The following is an 18,207-nucleotide window of genomic DNA, read 5'->3' as shown; positions in this document are numbered from 1 at the left end:
TCCTCACCAGCTCTCCCCTAGCGTCGCAAACGCCCGCCGTGCTACGCGGAGTAGCCGGGCTGTCCCTCTCCCAGACCGAAACGGACCAGCACCCCATGACCGCACCCAGCACCCTCGCCGGGCAGCGCACCCTGCTCAACAAGGTTCCCGAAGTCACCGCCTGGTTCTGGATCGTCAAGGTCCTCTGCACGACCGTCGGCGAATCCGCGGCCGACTTCCTCAACGTGAACCTGAACCTCGGACTGACCGGCGTATCCGTCGTCACCGGCGTCCTGCTGGCCGTCGCGCTCGCGGTCCAGTTCCGCGCGGACCGCTACCGCCCGGTCGCCTACTGGGTCGCCGTGGCGCTCGTCAGCGTGTTCGGCACACTGGTGACGGACAACCTCACCGACGCGGCCAGCGTGCCCCTGGAGACCAGCACCATCATCTTCGGGGTGCTGCTCGCGGTCACGTTCCTCGCCTGGTACCGCTCGGAAAAGACGCTGTCCATCCACTCCATCGTCACCCGGCGGCGCGAAGCCTTCTACTGGCTGGCAATCCTCTTCACCTTCGCGCTCGGCACCGCGACCGGCGACCTGATGGCCGAAGTCCTCGGCCTCGGCTACCTGCCCACCGGACTCATCGTCGCCGGGCTCATCGCCGTCCTCGCGATCGGCTGGCGGCTCGGGCTGCACCCGGTCCTGGCGTTCTGGTTCATCTACGTGCTCACCCGCCCGCTCGGCGCGTCGATCGGCGACTACCTCTCCCAATCCCCCGACAACGGCGGCCTCGGCCTCGGCACCACGACGACCAGCCTGATCTTCACCCTCGGCATCATCGCGGTCGTCGTCTACCTGAGCCTGTCCAAAATCGACGTCACACCCCGGGAAACGACCTCACAGAACACCGCGCGCGGCGGGCTGTGGCAGACGGTCGCCGTCGTCGGCCTCGTGGTCTTCGCCTCTATCGTCGGCTACTCGCTGCGGACTTCCGCGCTCCAGGGCGAAACCGCCTCAGCCTCGCCCGCGCCCGGGCAGACCGGAACCAGCGGCGCCCAGCCGGTCCACCAGTCCCCGCTGGGCGACCTGTCCCAGTTCAAAACCATCACCCAGGACACGTTGGCCAAGCTGAACTCCGGCGACCAGTCCGGCGCGACCAGCCGCGTCGACGACCTCGAAACCGGCTGGGACGACGCCGAAGCCCGGCTCAAACCCAAGAATCAAGCTGCCTGGACGACCGTCGACGGCAAGATCGACACCGTTCTCCGTCAGCTGCGCGCGACCAGCCCCAACCCCACGACCGAAAAAGCCGCGCTCAACGACCTGCTCTCCGCCCTCGGATAGCGTCGCCTGGCTCGTGCCGGTCCGCCTCCGCGCACCGTCCCGAGTCGGACCGGGAAAACGGTTTGCCCGGGTATCGGCACCCACGCTGCGCCGCTGTCGCTCACACGTCATGGCGCGGCTGGCCTCCGAGACGCCGAGCCGAGCGGCCTGCGGAAAAGGGCCGCGGCAGTCGCATTTCGCGGTTTCCCAGCACACCCGATCGCCAAACCGGCGGGTCGGCTGGTGCACGCACCCGCGCTTGGGCGGCGGGGCCAGGCGGGCTGCCGGTCAGTCTCGACCGTGCTTTGCGGGAAGATCCTCCGGCCGACAACGGGGGCGGATTCGCCGCTGGCCGGCAGGAGAACGCCCGGCAGCACTGGACAAGATGCGTCGCCGCCGCCCGGGAAATCCGCGGGAAGGCCAAAAGCCGGCCCGACCGCCGCTGCGACCTCGACCGGACTGGCGGTTCCGACGAGGATCGCGCTGCTCCTGTTCGCGCCGCCCGCTGCACCGGACGCACGTCCAGCTGCTAGAGCCGCTGAACAAGGTGCATCCCAGTGCCGCGGCGGGCTGCCACCGGTGATCCGCCGGGTGGGGAGCTGTCTGTCTTGAACGGCGACCAGGTCACCACTTCGCGCCAGGACGCGGCGGGCTGTGTCGACACGAGCGGGGTCAGCCCTCGCCGCGCCCGAGAGCTTCGCGTTTCACGAGGCCGGTCGCCGTGGTGGCGACGAACAGGATCCCGCCGAAGATCAGCAGTCAGAGCAATCCCTTCGCGACGATCCGGGCCACGAGGCACATTGCTCAGATCGCCAGCAGTAAACCCAGCAATGCCACCGTGTTCTTCTCCTAGTCGCCTCGTTGATCCGGCCGCCGCCCGGAAACGGCTGCGCGGCGGGCCGCACCCCGCGGCGCGGCCCCGCCAAGCCCCTGCGCTGACCGTGCAGCCGCGGCCGATCGTCACTCGTCCACGACGTCTTTGACCGCGTCCTTGATCTTTTCGCCGGATTGCTTCAGATTCCCTTTGCCCTGCTCGGCTTTGCCCTCTGCTTCCCACTGCTCGTTGCCGGTCGCCTTGCCGACGGCTTCCTTGGCCCGGCCTTTCAGCTCCTCTGCCTTGTTCCGGGCTTTGTCGCCGACACTCGTCACGGATCCTTTCCTCGCTGAACCTCGACAGTCCGGGAATCCGGGGTATCCCCCGTCATCGCCGCTCCGAAACCTCGCTTCGCCGAACCGGGCAGCCCAGTTCTCAGTGTCCTCACAGCGACTCTCGTGGAGGGTGCGCCAGTGGCCCGTTCGCCGTGAACAGGCCGGTCCCGCGATGCGTTTGGAGCTGCTGACGTGCTGGTTGCCGCGATATCTTCCCGTGCCGTTGCCGGTGACCTGGCGTCGTCGTTCTGAGCGGGGCCCGTCATGGCACGCACACGGGTGTATCGCGACGGAGTGCTCGCGGCCGAAGGGATCCCGGTCGCGGAGGTGTCCGACTACCTCGCCGACCCCGAAACCACTGTGTGGCTCGACTTCTGCGCTCCGACCGAAGCCGACCTGGCAGCCATCAGCGAAGAACTCGGCCTGCACCCCCTCGCCGTCGAGGACGCCGTGCACGAACACCAACGCGCGAAGCTCGACCGGTACGACTCTCATTCTTTCCTGACCGCCTATTCGGCCGCGCTCGACACCGACGGAACACTGCTCGTATCGGAACTAGCGGCCTTCATCACCGACCAGGCCCTGGTCACCGTCCGCAAAGACGAGAACTTCCCCGTCGACGCGGTCGTCGCTCGCTGGGACTCCGCGGCGGACCTGGCGAAAAACGGCGTCGGATTCCTGCTGCACGGGCTGCTCGACCACATCGTCGACGGTCATTTCGAAGTCGTGCAATCTCTCGACGAGCAGATCGAGGAACTCGAAGACCTCGTCTTCGACGAACGTCCACGCTACGCCGACATGCAACGGCGCTCATTCGCCCTGCGCAAGAGCCTCGTGCGCATCCGGCGCGTCGTGCTCCCGATGCGCGAAGTCGTCAACACCGTCATGCGCCGCGACATGCACCTCGTCGACGCCGAGCTGCAGCCCTACTTCCAGGACATCTACGACCACGTCCTGCGCGCCTCGGAATGGACCGAATCCCTGCGAGACCTGGTAACCACGATCCGCGAGACGCAACTCAACATCCAGGGCAACCGCCTCAACACCATCATGAAAAAAGTCACCAGCTGGGCGGCCATCATCGCCATCCCGACCGCCGTCACCGGTTTCTACGGCCAAAACGTTCCCTACCCCGGTTTCCAGACCACAGCCGGGTTCTGGACGTCCACCCTCGTCATCGTCATTCTTTCCGCCGGCCTCTACGCATCCTTCAAAAAACGGGACTGGCTGTAATCCGGCCATCGCACCGGGCCTCCGACGGTCCGGTGCGTTCCGGCGGTTCAATCAGCGGGACCGCCGGCAACCAGGAACGGCGGCACTGCCCGTTGAGCGGGGCCAGCTGACAGAATCTGGTCGCTTAAGGTCTGGCTTGCCCGTGCTGCCATCGGCTCAAGGCGAGACAGGTTGAGCCATTGACCGCGGTAGCACGAAGCACGGCACTTCCCAGCTCGCCGGGCGCTCACCGGGCTCCGCCGTCACTCCGGCTCGCCCCGCTGGCAGCTCACGATCCCCGCCACGGGCAGAAACCCCGGAGCTCAGAGGCCGTTCTTTCTGACGCGGACGTTGTCCGAACCACCCGGGGGGCGGACGACCTCTGCGCACAAGCGAGCGCTCGCCTGAGCGGGTGAACCTTGTGCGTCAGTCATCTGATCCGCGATTCCTTCCGCCGCGTCCGGAACGTCCCCGGCGGGCGGAGTGACGGCAATCTCGACAGGATCGTCATACAGCAATCGTAGTTCGAGCCGGAGCACGTCGAAGAACTTCCTCAGCAGCTCCGGCGGTGCCGCGGCGAGCTTCAGTGCAAGCACGGGCAACGGGTCAAGCAGAGCCGCCTTGTCGGGCCCCGGCCGCTTCAGTTGGCTTTCCGCCTCCATGTCCAAAGCCGCTATCCGCGCGGCAATCGTTTCTTTCTCGGCCTCCAACTCGTTGTGTGTGCCTCGAATCGCTGGATGTGTTCCGGACGAAAGGGGGTGCGGGCGCCTGAGCCGCGAGACTGCGGCAGGCGCTGGGCTAGGGCTGGAAGAGCGGCGGTAGCGGCGTTTGCGCTACACCGCCGGGTCGGCTGCGCGGGTGTGCCCCAGTCGCGGCTCGGTAGAGATCCTCGTAGGCGTCCAGGGTCCGGGCTATTCCGTGCCTGGCAACGGCTTCTTGGCCGGCTCGGCCCATTCTCGCGCGCAGGGCGGGATCGGCGGTCAGTTCCAGCAAACGTTCCCCCAGCACCTCCGTCTCGCCGGGCGGGTAGAGCCACCCGGTCCGGCCCGGGGTCACCAGGTGGGGCAGGGCCATCGCGTCGGCGGCGAGCACCGGGAGGCCGGCGGCCATCGCTTCCATCGTTGCCAGGCTTTGCAGTTCGGCGGTGCCCGGCATGCAGAAGAGGTGGCTGGTCCGGTACGCGCGCACCAGTTCGGCGTCGGGCACGAAACCGCGGAACGTCACCCGGTCCGCGACGTCCAGGCGGGCGGCGAGGTGTTCCAGTTCGGTCCGGCACGAACCGTCGCCGATGAGGGTGGCGTGCAGGGTCGGGACTTTCGGCAGGGCCCGGAGAAGGTCGTGCACGTTCTTCTCCGCGTCCAGGCGGCCGACGAACAGGACGCGGACGGGATCGGCGGGCGCGGGTACGGCCGGGGCGTAGTGGCCCAGGTCGATTCCGCACGAGACCACTGCGACCGGGCCGGGGAAACCTTTTTCCTCCAGCAGTTGCGCGGCGCGCGGGGTCGGCGTGGTGACGACGCCGGCGCGGCGGAAGACCCGGACGAAGTCGCGCCAGGCCCAGCGGGTCAGCGCCGACGTCACCGGTTCGGGCAGCGATACGAAGCCGAGCAGGTTTTCCGGCATGAAGTGGTTTGTCGCGACGGCGGGGACGCCGCGTTCTCCGGCGGCGGCCAGCAGACCGCGGCCGACCGAGAAGTGCGACTGGACGTGGACGACGTCGGGGCGGAGGTTGTCCAGCAGTTCGGCGGCGGTGCGACGGGCGCGGCGCGGGGTGCTGAAGCGGAACGTCGGGTGGAAGGGCGTGCGGTGGGACGGCACGTAATGGAGCGCGTAGCCCGCGTCCGGACCGGGGACCTCGGCGCGCTGCGGGGTGAGGATGTGGACCTCGTGGCCGCGGGCGCTCAATCCGCGGGCCAGGCGTTCGGCGAAGTGGGCGGCGCCGTTCACATCGGGAGGGAAGGTGTCGGCGCCGATGACGATACGCAACCGGGAATGCGGCATGGGACGCTCCTGAACAGTTCGAGGTGACGGTTTCGCGTAGGCCAGCACGACGACGCCGGCGATGGCGACGGCGGCCAGTCCTATTTGGACAGTGGCGGCGACGGGCGACGCGACTGGTCGCTCGCCGAACAGCAAGGCGCTGGCGAGGATTGCGGTGAACGGGTCCACGACAGTTGTCGCCGCGACAGCGACCGCGGCGGGACCGCTGGCGTAGGCCCGGTGCATCAGCCAGCCGCCGGTCAGCAGGAGCAGTCCGGCTTCGGCGGCCACTACCGCGCCCGTGCCGGGAGTCCCGTGGACAAGATGCAGGGCAGCGACGCGCATCGTGGCGGAGCCGAGTCCGAAAAGGACTGCCGCGGCGGCGGCTTGGGTCAGGCATCTCGCACGGCCGCGGACAAACCATGCTCCGGCGGCCGCGCACGCTCCGGCCAGCAGCGCCGGTTGGACGCTGGCGAGGCTGGGGACGGCAGCGACTCCGACGGACGTGGCGGAGAGCAGGACGAATCCGCCGACTCCCGCACATACCGCGACAGTCGCGCCGACTGCCCGGCTGGAACGGTCCGGGTTTCGGAAGCCGACGGTCAAAACCAGGCTGAGCACGCCGATCGGCTGGACAACCGCCAGCGGCGCCAGCGAAAGCGCGATCAGGTGCAGCGCGCTGCCCAGAACGGCGAGGCTGGTGCCGCCGAGCCAGATCGGGTTGCGCAGGACTGCGCTGACGGCGCGCAGACCGGTCCCGTCGGCGGATTCGACCGATCGGTGCTGAAAGCGGACGGCGGCGGCGAAGAAACACGCGGCGAGCACCGCCAGCGCGATCGCGACGAGGGTCATCGGCCCGCCCTTCCGATCGCGCGGGCACCGGTGATCAGGATGACCAGTTCCGCGGTGAGCGCGACGCGTTCGAGCAATCCGGCCGGCAATGCCGTGACGAACTGGGCGGCGCCGAAACCAGCGGCGGTGACCAGGCCCGCGATCGCGCAACCGGTGAGGCGGCGCGCGGTCCTCGCCCAATGCGGCTGGGCGCTCAGCCGTCGCCCCAGCGACGCGCAGGCCAGCGGCAACGCTCCGAAAAGGACAGCGCCGCCGATCCGGTGGACAGTGCCGTGAAAGGTCGATTCGCCCACCGTCGCGTTTCCCTGGAACACCAGCTCGATCACCAGCGCGACGCCCCACAGTCCGAAAAGGACGATGGTGGTGCGCCCGGCGGGCAACGCCGTGGCCCGGGCGGCCGCGACGAGCAGGACTCCGGCGGTCAGCACCAGGAGCACGGCCAGGGCGAACCAGATCCGGGCGACCCGGTGCAGGGCGTAGTCGCTGACCGGGTCGCGGAACGGGTCGACGGTCGAGTCGAAGGCGAACGACAACGTGCCGATCAGCGAAAGCGCGGCCGTGGTGAGGCCGATCGCCCACCAGGCGAGCCGCTTCGCGGGAGTGGCGCTGACAAGGCTTCCGGTCACCTGCCCCACAGTCGGCGGGCCGGATGAGAAGCTGATGAGAATTCCCCGGGGTTCGGTTAAGAAGCGCTCGGCGGGGTTCGGACTCGGGGGCGGAACCCGCCGATATCGGTATCGGACGGGAGAATTCGCGGCGGATTCGCCCGGCGCGGCGAGTCCTTCAGCGGCACGAGCGGATCCGGCCGGTTCGGGCGGGATGCCGCATTCCGCTCAACCGTCGCCCTGCGACCGGATCCTCCCGACTGACCCGATCACGCGCCCGCGGCCGGGAACGCCAGCTCGAACCGCGCTCCCCCGCCGTCGGCGGCTCCGGCGCGGACCGTCCCGCCGTGCTGGCCGACCACCTGCTCCACGATCGCCAACCCCAGCCCGGAACCCGGCTTCGACCGCGCCGCCTCGGCCCGGTAGAACCGCTCGAACACGTGCGGCAGGTCGACCTCGGCGATGCCCGGCCCCTGGTCCGAGACGACGATCGCCGGGATCTCCGGCAGCACCGCCGCCCGGACCGTCCCGCCCGGCGGGCTCCACTTCGCGGCGTTGTCGAGCACGTTCAGCACCGCCCGCTCCAGCGCCCCGGCCCGGCCCTTCACCTCGGCGCTCGCCAGCGTCACGGCGAACTCCACCTGCGGCGACCGGGCCCGGACCCGGTCCGCGGCGGCGGCGAGCACGTCCGCGAGATCGACCCGGTCCACCGGTTCCGGCTCCCGCTCGCCGGTGGACAGGTCCACCAGCTCCCCGACCAAAGTGGTGAGTTCGACCGACTGGACATCGAGGTCCGCGAGCAGCCGGGTCCGGTCCTCCGGCGGCAACGCCCGGTCCTGGCCCTCGGCGTGGATCAGCAGCTCGATGTTGTTGCGCAGGCTGGTCAACGGAGTCCTCAGCTCGTGCCCGGCGTCCTGCACGAGCCGCCGCTGCTCGTCGCGCGAAAGGCGGAGCGCGCCGAGCATTTCGTTGAACGCGTCGGCCAGCCGCGCCAGTTCGTCCTTGCCCGCGACAGTGATGCCGGCGGCGAGTTCCTGAGTCCTGGCGACGTCCTCGGCGGCGACCGTCAGCGCGGCGACCGGACGCAGCGCGGTCTTGGCGATCGCGCGCCCGGCCAGCGCCGCACCGGCAACGCCGACCAGCCCAGCCAGGGTCAGCCACCCGCCGAGTTCGGCGAGAGTTCCTTCCAGGCCTTCGGAATTGCGCGCGACCAGCACCGCTCCCCCACCGGGCCGCGGCACGCTGCGCACCCGGTAGCGGTCCCCGCCGATGCGTTCGACATCGAAGCCGAGCGCCGCGTCCCCCGCCGCGACGAACCGGGCCTGCGGGCCAGTCGGAAACGGCGGCGCGCCCGCCACGCCGACGCTCGCCCCGTCCGCGTCGACGAACTCCACCGCCATCCCCTCGGCCCGCCCGGAGCCTGGACCCGACTTGTCCTGCTGCACCGCACGCAGCGTGGCCAGCGCCTCCGCCGGATCCGCGGCCTTCGCGGCGACCTGCGCGTAAGTCTGCAACTGGGCGTCGAACTGCTGATACAGATTGGCCCGGGTCAGGAACCACGCGGCCGAGAACGTCGCGACCACCGCGACGGCCATGGCGAGCGCGACCATCGCGGTGAGCCGGGTGCGCAGCGAGCGCTCCCGCCACCGCAGCCGTTTCACAGCGGGTCGTCCCGCAGCACGTAGCCGACCCCGCGCACGGTGTGCAGCAGCCGGGATTCGCCGCCCTCTTCGAGTTTCCGGCGCAGATAGCTGACGTAGACGTCCAGGCCGTTGGACGAACTGCCGAAGTCGTAGCCCCACACCTGGTCGAACATCGCCGCCCGGGTCAGCACGATCCGCGGATGCCGCAGGAACGCCTCCAGCATCGCGAACTCGGTGCGGGTCAGCCGGATCGGCCGGTCGCCCCGGCGAACCTCCCTGGTCTCCGGGTCCAGGACCAGGTCGGCGAAGGAGAGCGCGGCCCCGGCCGGACGCGCCGGGGCGTCGTACTCGACCCGGCGCAGCAGCGCCCGCACCCGGGCCAGCAGTTCCAGCAGCGCGAATGGTTTCACCAGGTAGTCGTCGGCACCCGCGTCGAGACCCGCGACCCGGTCCGTGACGCCCGTGCGCGCGGTCAGCATCAGGATCGGCACGAAGTTGCCCTCGGCACGCAGCACTCGACAGCTGTCCAGACCGTCGAGCACCGGCATCATCACGTCGAGCACGACGCCGTCCGGCTTCTCCGCCCGGATCACGTCGAGACCTTCCGCCCCGTCCCGCGCGAGCGAAACGGTATAACCCTCGAAGCGCAGCGTCCGCGACAGCGAATCCCGGACCGCTTCCTCGTCGTCGACCACGACCAGATGCACCGCAGCCTCCTTCCGCCTGGCCCCACTCTCCCGCACGAAAATGAGAACTCAGTGAGAAGTCGCCCGTTCCGGGAGTTCAGTACCAGCCGCGCGCCAGCCGCCAAACCTGTTCCCTCAGATCGGGCCGAAGACAGTGCGCCGCGTTCAGAACGGGTTGGTTGTTTCCGTTTGACCTCCGTCTGGCGGATCGTCGACAGGCGGGTCGCGGAGACAGCGGTGCAGCCTGTGGGGTTCCAAAAGTCAGTCACCGGCGCTGACCAGTAGCTTTACGCGGCCCGTTCGTACTCGTTGATCAGGCCTCCGAGAAGCCGCTGTCGCTTGATCCGTCGGGAGCCGAGGTTAGTCACGGGGTGGGTCGGCCGTGGCGGACGAAGCTCGCGGGACCGGTGCGGCCGCCGACCGTCGTAGTGCCGGACGTACTCGGCGAGCACGGCCTGCAGATGCCGCTCGCCCACGAGCAACATACGATCAGTGAGTTCAGTCCTGACCGTGAGCACAAAACGTTCCGCGTAGCTGTTAGCCCGTGGACAGCGCGGAGAGATCTTTACCGCCTCGATGCCCGCGTCGGCCAGGACGGCGTCGAACGACGCCGTGAACTGGCCAGCCCGGTCACGGACGAGCACTCTGAACTCGTTCACTCGATCACCGAGATCGATCACGAGGTCGCGGATCTGCTGCGTGGCCCACCCGCCGTCCGGGCGGGCGGTCGTGCCGAGAACGTGGACGTAACGGCTGCCGACCTCCACCACGAACAACACGCAGATCCGCTTCAGGGCGAGCGCGCAGTCGACATGGAAGAAGTCGCAGGCCAGCATCGTCGAGGCCTGCGTGCGCAGGAACTGCCGCCACGTCGTGTCGTTCTGCCGGCCCGGCGCAGGAGGTATCCGAGCCCGCTTCAGGACCCGCCGGACCGTCGAAGAACCGACCCGGTGTCCAAGCTTGAGCAGCTCACCTTGAATCCTCTTGTATCCCCAGTGCTGGTTCTCAGCGGCCATCCGTTCGATCAACTCGGCGAGCGCCACGTCGACAGGCGGACGGCCGACTCGGTGTCGATACGTCCGACTTCCCGGCGACCAGACGCCGGTGCCAGCGCAAGATCGTGGCCGGAGTGACCAACCGGCGCAGCCGCAACCCTGTGGGCAGCACGCGAACCAAGGCAGCAATCACCGCCCGGTCGGCCCAATCCAGGCGCTGCTTCGGGTTGCCGCCGCGCAGCACGGCCACCTCGTGGCGAAGCACCAACAACTCGATGTTCTCGGACGCTGACGAACGACCGAGCAACACCAGCAGACCCACCAGCCGGAGGAAGATCAGATACACCAAACGCAGCGCCACGACCGGCGATCACGCGACGTCCTCGACGACTGGCACCGCGAACACTGATCCACTCCCCGCTTGCTCCGGGCCGTTCCCCGCTCAGGTCCGCATAGCGAATCCGGCAGGTTCGTAACCGACGGACGCTCGACACCGATTCAGCTCGTGACCATTGCCGACGATATTGATGCGCCAGTGCGCGGACTGGTACGGCTACGTCAAGGACGAGTCCCGCACATCGCACCGCCCGCCGATACATCCGCTCGCGAACCTCAGCCCGTCAACGCTCACCGGCTGAGCATTGTCCGTGTCAATCAGCACCGCCGAATTCGCAAGGTTCTCACTCACGAGGTACACGCTTCCTGTGTCTCGGGCGCTGCTGGCTCCGCAGGAAAGGTTCGATTGGGCAGGTATTTCAGGTAGTGGATCTCTGCCAGAGTCCGGGCGAGGGCGTCGGGAGTTCGGGGGTCTGCAGATCCCCTTGCGCAGCGAACGCCCGATGCTCTCCAGAACGCGTTCGGCGCGCCATCGAGCGGTCCGCCGAGCCAACGCCGTGGAGTTTGTCGCCGACACCCGCCGCGACGTGCAGGAACGCAAGTTCGCCGCAGCGACGGCCTTCACAGACCCGCGGGAACACCTCGATGTCCCCGCGGGTCTGTCCGTCCATGGGATCCGACTCGACCGATTCCTCCCCATAGCCCGCGCACAGCACTCTCGCGGCGACCTCCCCGGCCGATGAGAAAAAGCCTCGATTCGATCGGCATACGCTGGGAACTCGCGACGCAGAAGTCACGCGCCCGTGACGACAACGCTTCCCGCCGGCCCCGCGAGATACCCATTGGTGCGTCACGTGCCCCACCCTCCGGCCGAGCCGGTCTCGGGCTGAGTCCCGCAACCGAACTTCAGAACAGCCCCAACGCGGACAACAGGACGATCCACTTCCCACGCATCCAAATCACCCCTAACGTCACCTAGTCAGCACTTCATAACCCCACGGCGCGCGTAGATGCTCCGCAGCAGTCTCACGTCATGTTCGCAAGACGGAGGCGGAATCGGCAAGCATTCCCCAGGGTCGTTCATCCAGGTAATGAATTTCTTCATATCGCAGTAGTGGATCGTTCATGCCGAACTCGGGAAATCCGCTACTGACAACCGGTGCGGTTGCCACTCGTGATTAGGGCAGAATTCCGCATGGCGATCGACGCGCACCCGTCCGCGGTTGACTGCCTGGCGTGGCTCGCAGCCCGTCAGAGGCTCGCTAGTTCCAGCGCGTTTCTGTCGGGAGGTTCTTGACCTCCACCTCCGTCCTTGCCCTTGACGAGAGGATCTGGCGAATCGCTGCGATTGCACAACCACGCACCGCGCGCCGGTTCGACAACCGGGCAGTGAACATAAATTCTTCACCAATCGCCACTAGCACTGGACACGAAATCGATGTTCAGGCATCGTGCGGTTACACTGGTCATACTCCGCTGCGGACTCTCACCCCCTCCCCCACGGCCCACAGCGGAGTTCAAGTTCCCCGATGGCAAGCGGTCTGGGCCGGATTGCGCCGCCTAAGGGTCCCGCTCGGGCACGCATTGCACCAGAAAGCCCAGCGGGGGCGCTGGTTCGCTCGACCGCGGAGGTGCTGGGGGGGACCAGCACCGACTACTCAAGACTCGCATGCGAGTCGCAGGAATCGGGCGATTCTCACGAAGTCCGTATCCCGGGAATCGGAAATATTCATGATACTGTTTCGGAACTCTCGCGGAAGTTCCAGCTTCCCCGCGAAAGTTCCGACGCGTCCGGGATGCGAACGAAAGGCCGGGGATCACGATGACAGGTGACCCAGTGGAGCTGCCACTCGGCAGAGACAGCTCGCACACTGGGGAGCGGCCAGCGTACGAACCGACGCGGGAGTCGCTGGCCCGCCATCCGCTGCCCGAGTGGTGGGACGACGGCAAGTTCGGCATTTTCGTGCATTGGGGCGCGTATTCGGTGCCCGCGTTCGGTTCCACGTTGCTACCGGGCACGGACCGAATTCGCTCCCGGCTGCCGAAGACGCTCGGGGAGTACTGCGCGGGCGAGTGGTACGCGCGCCTGCAGCAAATCCCGGGCACTTCGGCCTGGCTGCACCACCTGCGCCGCTACGGCCCGGCCGCGCCCTACGACCATTTCATCGAGCAATTCGGCGCGGAACGATTCGACCCCGACGACTGGGTGAGCCTGTTCGACGACGCCGGCGCACGCTATTTCGTGCTGACCGCCAAACACCACGACGGGCTCGCCCTGTGGCCGACCGCCACCACGGGCCGCAATACGGCCGAGTTGGGGCCGCGACGCGACCTGGTCGGCGAACTGGTCGACGCGGCCCGCAACCACGGCGGCGTCAAACCGGGGCTGTACTACTCCGTGCCGGAATGGTTCAACCCCGCGCCCTACCGAGGCGGCAGGTCGAGCTGGGGCGAGAGCGCGCTGGTCAACCGGCTGATGTTCCCCCAACGGCCGCCGCGCAATGCCTACACCCGCCGTCGCGTCCCGTACACCGGCCAAGGAATGGTCTACGACTACGCCGAGAGCATCGTCCGTCCCCAGCTGCGCGAACTCGTCGACCGGTACCGCCCGTCGATGATCTGGTGCGACATCGGCGGCGACGAGAAGTACTTCCGCAGCAACGAAACCATCGCGTATTACTACAACCGGGCAGCCGCCGCGAATCCGGACGGCGTCCTGGTCAACGACCGATTCGGCGACGGCCGCACCCACCGCGACTACACCACCGTCGAGCAGGGCGCCGGCATGAACCAGCAGCCCACCGGCGAACGCTCCGAAGTGTGCCGCACGATGGCGGAATCCTGGGGCTACGACAGCCGCGAAACCGCGGACTCCCTGCGCGGCACCAGCGAACTGGTGCACCTGCTCGTCAATTCCGTCGCGGCCAACGCGAACCTGTTGCTCAACATCGGCCCACGCGCAGACGGCACCATCCCCGAGCCGATGCGCGAGCGGCTGCGCGGCATCGGCGCGTGGCTGAAACTCAACGGCGAGGCAATCTACGGCACGAGACCGTGGACCCAGCCTACGACGGGAAAGCTTCGATGCACGGCAAGCAAGACCACCGGTGTGCTCTACCTGACCGCGCTGTCCTGGCCTGGCCGCGAACTCGTCGCCGACTTCGACGTCCCGACCAGCGAGCGGACGCGGATCACGCTGCTCGGCTCCGACGGACGGCCGCTGGCCTGGCACCGCGACGGCCCCCGCCTCGTCATCACCACCCCGGGCACCGACCCAGCCTGCGCCACCACCAGCCAGCACGCCTACGTCTTCCGCATCGACAACCAGTGAACGGATCCGCCGCAGGGACGGATTTCGTCGTGGTCCGCGTCGGCTCATGGCGTCCACCGCGGCTGGAATGGTTAGCTCGGCACGGCTTCGCCGCACACATTGACCTGTTCCCGACCAGAAGGGACCCTCCCCCATGCCCACTATCGACCCGACGCGCACCGCATTGATCGCGATCCACCTGCAGCACGACATCGTCGGCGCCGACGGTGCCTTCGCACCGTTCTTCCGCGCCGAAGTCGAGCGCACCGGCGTGCTCGACACATCCGCTCGGGTCTTGGCCGGAGCACGCCAAGCTGGCGCGAAGATCATCTACACCCGCGTCGCATTCAAGCCCGGACATCCTGACCTCGTCGCGAACTCACCCCTCCTGGGCATGGTCGCCGCGAACAACTGCCTCCTCGACGGAACGCCCGGCGCGGCACTCGTCGAATCGGCCGCCCCAGCAGACACCGACACGATCGTGACCCACACGCCGATCACTGGTTTCCACGCCAGCGCACTGGATGTGGTCCTGCGTGCCGGCGGAATCGACACCGTCGCGTTCGTCGGCGTGGCCACCAACATCTCGGTCGAAGGCACCGCACGAATCGCCTCGGAACTGGGCTACCGCACCATCGTGCTTTCCGATGCCTGCTCCGCCGGATCCGAAGCCGCGCACCAGGCGTCGCTGGAGTCGCTCAACCTCCTGGCCGAGGTCATCACCGCCGACGATTTGCTCTCCGCACTCACCGGCGAACGCGCGGCCGGATGAACAGCCGCATGGGTCTCGAGCCGACCGCGTTGGCGCGCCCGGGCAGGAGCCCGCCGCAGTGGCGATCGTCTGTTTGGCGGCCCCACCTGCCGTCAAGACGGTGCCCGCATCGAGCACGAGCCCGTTGATCCCAGGCCCGCCAGATCACCGGCGCCGTGATCGCCGAACCGGTGACCTCTCCGGAACCCGTTGCCCAGTGCGTGCTGTCAGCCGCCGCGGTGCTGAGCCATCGAATAGGAGGCGTTCTGGATCACTGTGTGCTGAGCCGTTAGAGTTACCCCGTCTCGCACGTACGTGATCGTCCAGGTGAATACATAGTCTCTCCGCCGCGATGGAACGTGACAAGTGCGTTTCGACCCGTGATCTCAACCGTGATCCGCCCCTCCAGAGCCCGCAGGATTGACGGCAAGCCGCGCTGATTCCCATTCTTTCCATTGGCGAACTTTCCGCCGCAGGCTTGGCTTCCCTGTCCGCCTTCAGTCGGACACCGGCTGCAATCGGCAATTATCTCCGCCTTTCGACGAATCCGCCAAGTCCCGGACTACCTCCCCCTCCGGCGGCGTAGTACCTTAACCGCCGATCGGAGGGGAGTAAACCTCGCATGGGGATCATGCCTAAAGGAAGCATCGCCAGCGAAGCGCCGACAGCTTAACCGGAAATGCCGCCGTGCGCGCCATAGAGCGAATTCTCTTCAGCCCAGAAGCCGATTTTTGACGTGCCGCATTGTAGGCGACGACGCCCGTTGAAATACACTGCCGGGAACGAGTGAATAATTCATGTCGGATTATATGTTTGCAGACTGAGCACCATTGATCCTCAACAATGGAGTGCCAACCCGGAAGGCAGCGCACTGTTCGACTTCTCGATCACCAAGATCAAGGTCCATCCGAAATGCGGTCCGACCGGCCGGCGAACGGCCAGCAGGCACGTCGTAGTCCTGGACCTGACGGACTGGACGCACAGTCCGCAGAATCCAGGCGACCTCAGCGGCATCAGCGCGTTGCTGAACTGGGGATCGTTCCAGACCAGCGGTACTGCGACGTCGCCCACACCGTGGATGCCAGCAGCTGCGCGGAGATCACGGCCTTGCCGATCGCCCACGCGGCCAGCAGCAAGTACACCGGACAGGTCGAGAACGCGGCGGTCGACAAGAGCAGGCCGCTGTTGCTGCTGGCAGGCACCAGATCCACCAGCAGCTCCCTCGGCTGGATGTGGACCTACTAGCGGCCGTCGCCAGGACAAGTCGGCTGCGAAGCGAGAATCCGGCGCGGGCGGGAACCGAGCGCCGTCCGCGCGGGAAGATCGGCACCGCGGGTACTGCGCGTGCGGCTCGCGGTTTGCTCAAAACGGTGTTCCGCACGGTCAAGTCCAGTCCACTCCGGACTCGACCAACAGAAACTCGGCCCGCCACGGACCACCGTGCGTCTCCGCGAAGACCGTGTTTCGGGCGTTCGCCTGATCGGACCGCTTCGGTTGGCTCGCCCAGTACCCGAGGCTCCCGCCGCGCACGCTGGTGTCAGCGCGATCACGGTCTATCGCTGCCGGAACCGTCGCGCCAGCTGCCGTTGCTCGCTGGCTGCACGATGTTGCCAGCCGAACCGCTTGTGTCCTGTTGGACCGCACCTGCCGATTTGTCGGCGCGCTGGGTGGTTTTTTCCGCTGCTGCCGTTCGCGGTTTGCCGCACGCGCACGGCCGACGACCTCGTTCACGCTGGCCAGGAACTCGTTCGCGGAATTCCTCCACGCCCGTCGAACCCGCTGATCTCGACGCCCTTGCTGACGACCACGGTAGTCGGATAGGTTCGCACGCCGTATTTGGCGGCAAGGCCGGGTGTTCGTCGGCGGCCTCGTGGACATGCGGCCAGGAACCGTTCGACGTGGCCGCGGCCCGAGAGGCGACCAGCGCCAGCCGGTTGCGGTAGCGCGCCAACGGGTCCAGGACCACCGGGGTGCGCTGCCTCGCCGAAGTCGGAGTCCGGCCCGACCACCGCACGGCGGGCCAGGAGAGACCTCACCCCTCGATCCGGCGGGCCCGTCCGGCCACCGCGCTGCGGACTCCGGGGATTTCCGACAACTCCGCGGTCAACTCGAACAGGTCGCCCCGTCCGTCGAGACGCAGCGCGACTGCAGTGGCCTTCCGTCCATCGTCGTGCACTGTCTCCGGGTCGACCACGATCTCCCGCACTGTCCAGCCCCGGCTGGTGCAGGCTGCGAGAGCGGCCCGCAGGACCCCTTGGCCGTCGTCGTAGCCCAGCTGCAGGATCGGCGGTTCGCGCCGATGTCTCGCGGCGAATATCGCGAGACGCGACAGCCCCCGGGTCGCCAGGAAGAACCCGGCGGTCCCTGCGGCGGCGAGCACAGGGAGCCCCGCTCCGCACGCCATTCCGATCGCCGCGGTGACCCAGACCGTCGCCGCCGTCGTCAGTCCCTGCACCGCGTTGCTGCGAATGAAGATCAAGCCGCCGCCGAGGAATCCCACGCCCGAAACGACCTGCGCGGCGACTCGCGACGGGTCAAGCGAGACGTGCGGGTTGGCCAGGAAGTCGTCGAAGCCGTACTTGGACACCAGCATGAACACCGCTGACCCGACTCCGACCAGCGCGTGCGTCCGCAGCCCCGCGGACTTCATGCTCAATTCCCGTTCCAGTCCGATCAAAGTGCTCAGCACGAGCGCGACCAGAACCGGGGCCAGCAGCGACCACTGCTGACCGGTAGACCACAACGGCCCCATGAACCCTCCCGCGGAAGCTGAGCGCGCGGTGCCGCATCAAGGCAGCACAATCGCATGACCGCATGAATTGACCAAGCTAATTTGGGGACGGCCGCCGCGCTACTGCAACCGGTCACATCATGGGAATGAATTGTTCAATTACGGCTTCGAAACGACATCGGCATATCCGCCGCCCTCACAGAACGCGGGTCTCGGCGTTGTCATCGAGCGGACAGCGGCCAAGGCGGTTTCAGGGTGAACCACGCCGTAATGCGTCGTCCGGCGATCCGGCGGCCGCTCCTCTGCTCGCGGGCGGCGAGCCGGAAACCTTGCTGATCGCCTGGTCCGTGCCGGGACCGCATGCTCCGGGGCCAACGACATTCGCGGAACCGACCACGATGCCGACGACCAAGGCCGCGCCCAGCCCGAGCAGCCACGACACCCATCGCAGGCTCCTCGGCGCAGATCGTTCCGGCACGAGCGCGGGTACCTGCGGCTCGGGTAGGTCGTGCCGCTGATCATGCGCGGCATGCCGAGGCGTACTGCTTCGCGGATTCCGCCGATCGTGCGGCGCAGGCCTGCGGTCAGCGTGGCCTGGCGAACCGTCCGATGGCTCCGATCGAGGGGAAGGGATGGACACGGAATGCTCCTCAAAC

The 18,207-nt window shown here is 67.7% G+C and carries 14 protein-coding genes; 4 read left to right on the top strand and 10 right to left on the bottom strand.

Going from position 1 to position 18,207, the window contains the following annotated elements; genetic code table 11:
- Window positions 1-95: 95 nt before the first annotated feature.
- The gene (locus H5411_RS04640) at window positions 96-1,322 is read left to right on the top strand and encodes a COG4705 family protein (RefSeq protein ID WP_101438571.1); all 1,227 of its coding nucleotides are present in this window, start codon (window positions 96-98) and stop codon (window positions 1,320-1,322) included.
- Between the two features lie 939 nt (window positions 1,323-2,261).
- Here H5411_RS04640 and H5411_RS04635 read toward each other — a convergent pair.
- Window positions 2,262-2,450: a CsbD family protein gene (locus tag H5411_RS04635; RefSeq protein ID WP_101438570.1), complete on the bottom strand. Its 189-nt coding sequence runs from the start codon at window positions 2,448-2,450 to the stop codon at window positions 2,262-2,264.
- A 264-nt stretch (window positions 2,451-2,714) separates the two neighbouring features.
- Between H5411_RS04635 and H5411_RS04630 the strand changes: the two genes are divergently transcribed.
- Window positions 2,715-3,683 (top strand): magnesium transporter CorA family protein, encoded by a 969-nt coding sequence (locus tag H5411_RS04630; RefSeq protein ID WP_101438569.1) that lies wholly within the window; start codon window positions 2,715-2,717, stop codon window positions 3,681-3,683.
- A 302-nt stretch (window positions 3,684-3,985) separates the two neighbouring features.
- Here H5411_RS04630 and H5411_RS04625 read toward each other — a convergent pair whose 3' ends face one another.
- The 7 genes from H5411_RS04625 to H5411_RS46920 form a co-directional block, all read right to left on the bottom strand.
- Window positions 3,986-4,372, bottom strand: a complete 387-nt coding sequence (locus H5411_RS04625) for a hypothetical protein (protein WP_134667126.1) — start codon at window positions 4,370-4,372, stop codon at window positions 3,986-3,988.
- An 88-nt stretch (window positions 4,373-4,460) separates the two neighbouring features.
- Window positions 4,461-6,494: a glycosyltransferase gene (locus H5411_RS47375; protein ID WP_240690807.1), complete on the bottom strand. Its 2,034-nt coding sequence runs from the start codon at window positions 6,492-6,494 to the stop codon at window positions 4,461-4,463.
- Window positions 6,491-7,120, bottom strand: a complete 630-nt coding sequence (locus H5411_RS04615; protein ID WP_158242528.1) for a DUF998 domain-containing protein — start codon at window positions 7,118-7,120, stop codon at window positions 6,491-6,493. The genes H5411_RS47375 and H5411_RS04615 overlap by 4 nt, the downstream gene beginning before the upstream one ends.
- A gap of 248 nt (window positions 7,121-7,368) precedes the next feature.
- Complete coding sequence (locus H5411_RS04610) at window positions 7,369-8,760, bottom strand: sensor histidine kinase (protein ID WP_101438566.1); 1,392 nt, start codon at window positions 8,758-8,760, stop codon at window positions 7,369-7,371.
- Window positions 8,757-9,449 carry a response regulator transcription factor gene (locus H5411_RS04605; protein ID WP_101438565.1) on the bottom strand — a complete coding sequence of 231 codons (693 nt, stop codon included), beginning with the start codon at window positions 9,447-9,449 and terminating at the stop codon, window positions 8,757-8,759. The genes H5411_RS04610 and H5411_RS04605 overlap by 4 nt, the downstream gene beginning before the upstream one ends.
- Window positions 9,450-9,715: 266 nt before the next feature.
- The gene (locus H5411_RS46925) at window positions 9,716-10,471 is read right to left on the bottom strand and encodes an integrase core domain-containing protein (protein ID WP_240690808.1); all 756 of its coding nucleotides are present in this window, start codon (window positions 10,469-10,471) and stop codon (window positions 9,716-9,718) included.
- The gene (locus H5411_RS46920) at window positions 10,434-10,784 is read right to left on the bottom strand and encodes an integrase (RefSeq protein ID WP_240690809.1); all 351 of its coding nucleotides are present in this window, start codon (window positions 10,782-10,784) and stop codon (window positions 10,434-10,436) included. Before H5411_RS46920 ends, H5411_RS46925 begins: the two co-directional genes overlap by 38 nt.
- Window positions 10,785-12,596: 1,812 nt before the next feature.
- Between H5411_RS46920 and H5411_RS04595 the strand changes: the two genes are divergently transcribed.
- Both H5411_RS04595 and H5411_RS04590 read left to right on the top strand, forming a co-directional pair.
- A complete protein-coding gene (locus tag H5411_RS04595) occupies window positions 12,597-14,090 on the top strand; it encodes an alpha-L-fucosidase (RefSeq protein ID WP_158242527.1) in 1,494 nt (497 codons plus the stop codon).
- 133 nt (window positions 14,091-14,223) lie between these two features.
- Window positions 14,224-14,841 carry a cysteine hydrolase family protein gene (locus tag H5411_RS04590; protein WP_183123019.1) on the top strand — a complete coding sequence of 206 codons (618 nt, stop codon included), beginning with the start codon at window positions 14,224-14,226 and terminating at the stop codon, window positions 14,839-14,841.
- 992 nt (window positions 14,842-15,833) lie between these two features.
- Here the strand turns inward: H5411_RS04590 and H5411_RS04585 are convergent.
- Together H5411_RS04585 and H5411_RS04580 are read right to left on the bottom strand one after the other, a co-directional pair.
- Complete coding sequence (locus H5411_RS04585) at window positions 15,834-16,031, bottom strand: hypothetical protein (protein WP_183123018.1); 198 nt, start codon at window positions 16,029-16,031, stop codon at window positions 15,834-15,836.
- An 821-nt stretch (window positions 16,032-16,852) separates the two neighbouring features.
- A complete protein-coding gene (locus tag H5411_RS04580; protein WP_183123017.1) occupies window positions 16,853-17,572 on the bottom strand; it encodes an MgtC/SapB family protein in 720 nt (239 codons plus the stop codon).
- Between the last annotated feature and the right edge of the window lie 635 nt (window positions 17,573-18,207).

The sequence above is a fragment of the Amycolatopsis echigonensis genome (assembly GCF_014174495.1).
Lineage (GTDB): Bacteria > Actinomycetota > Actinomycetes > Mycobacteriales > Pseudonocardiaceae > Amycolatopsis > Amycolatopsis echigonensis.
The sequence above is the reverse complement of the archived record's forward strand: the minus strand, read 5'-3'. Positions and strand labels throughout refer to the sequence as shown.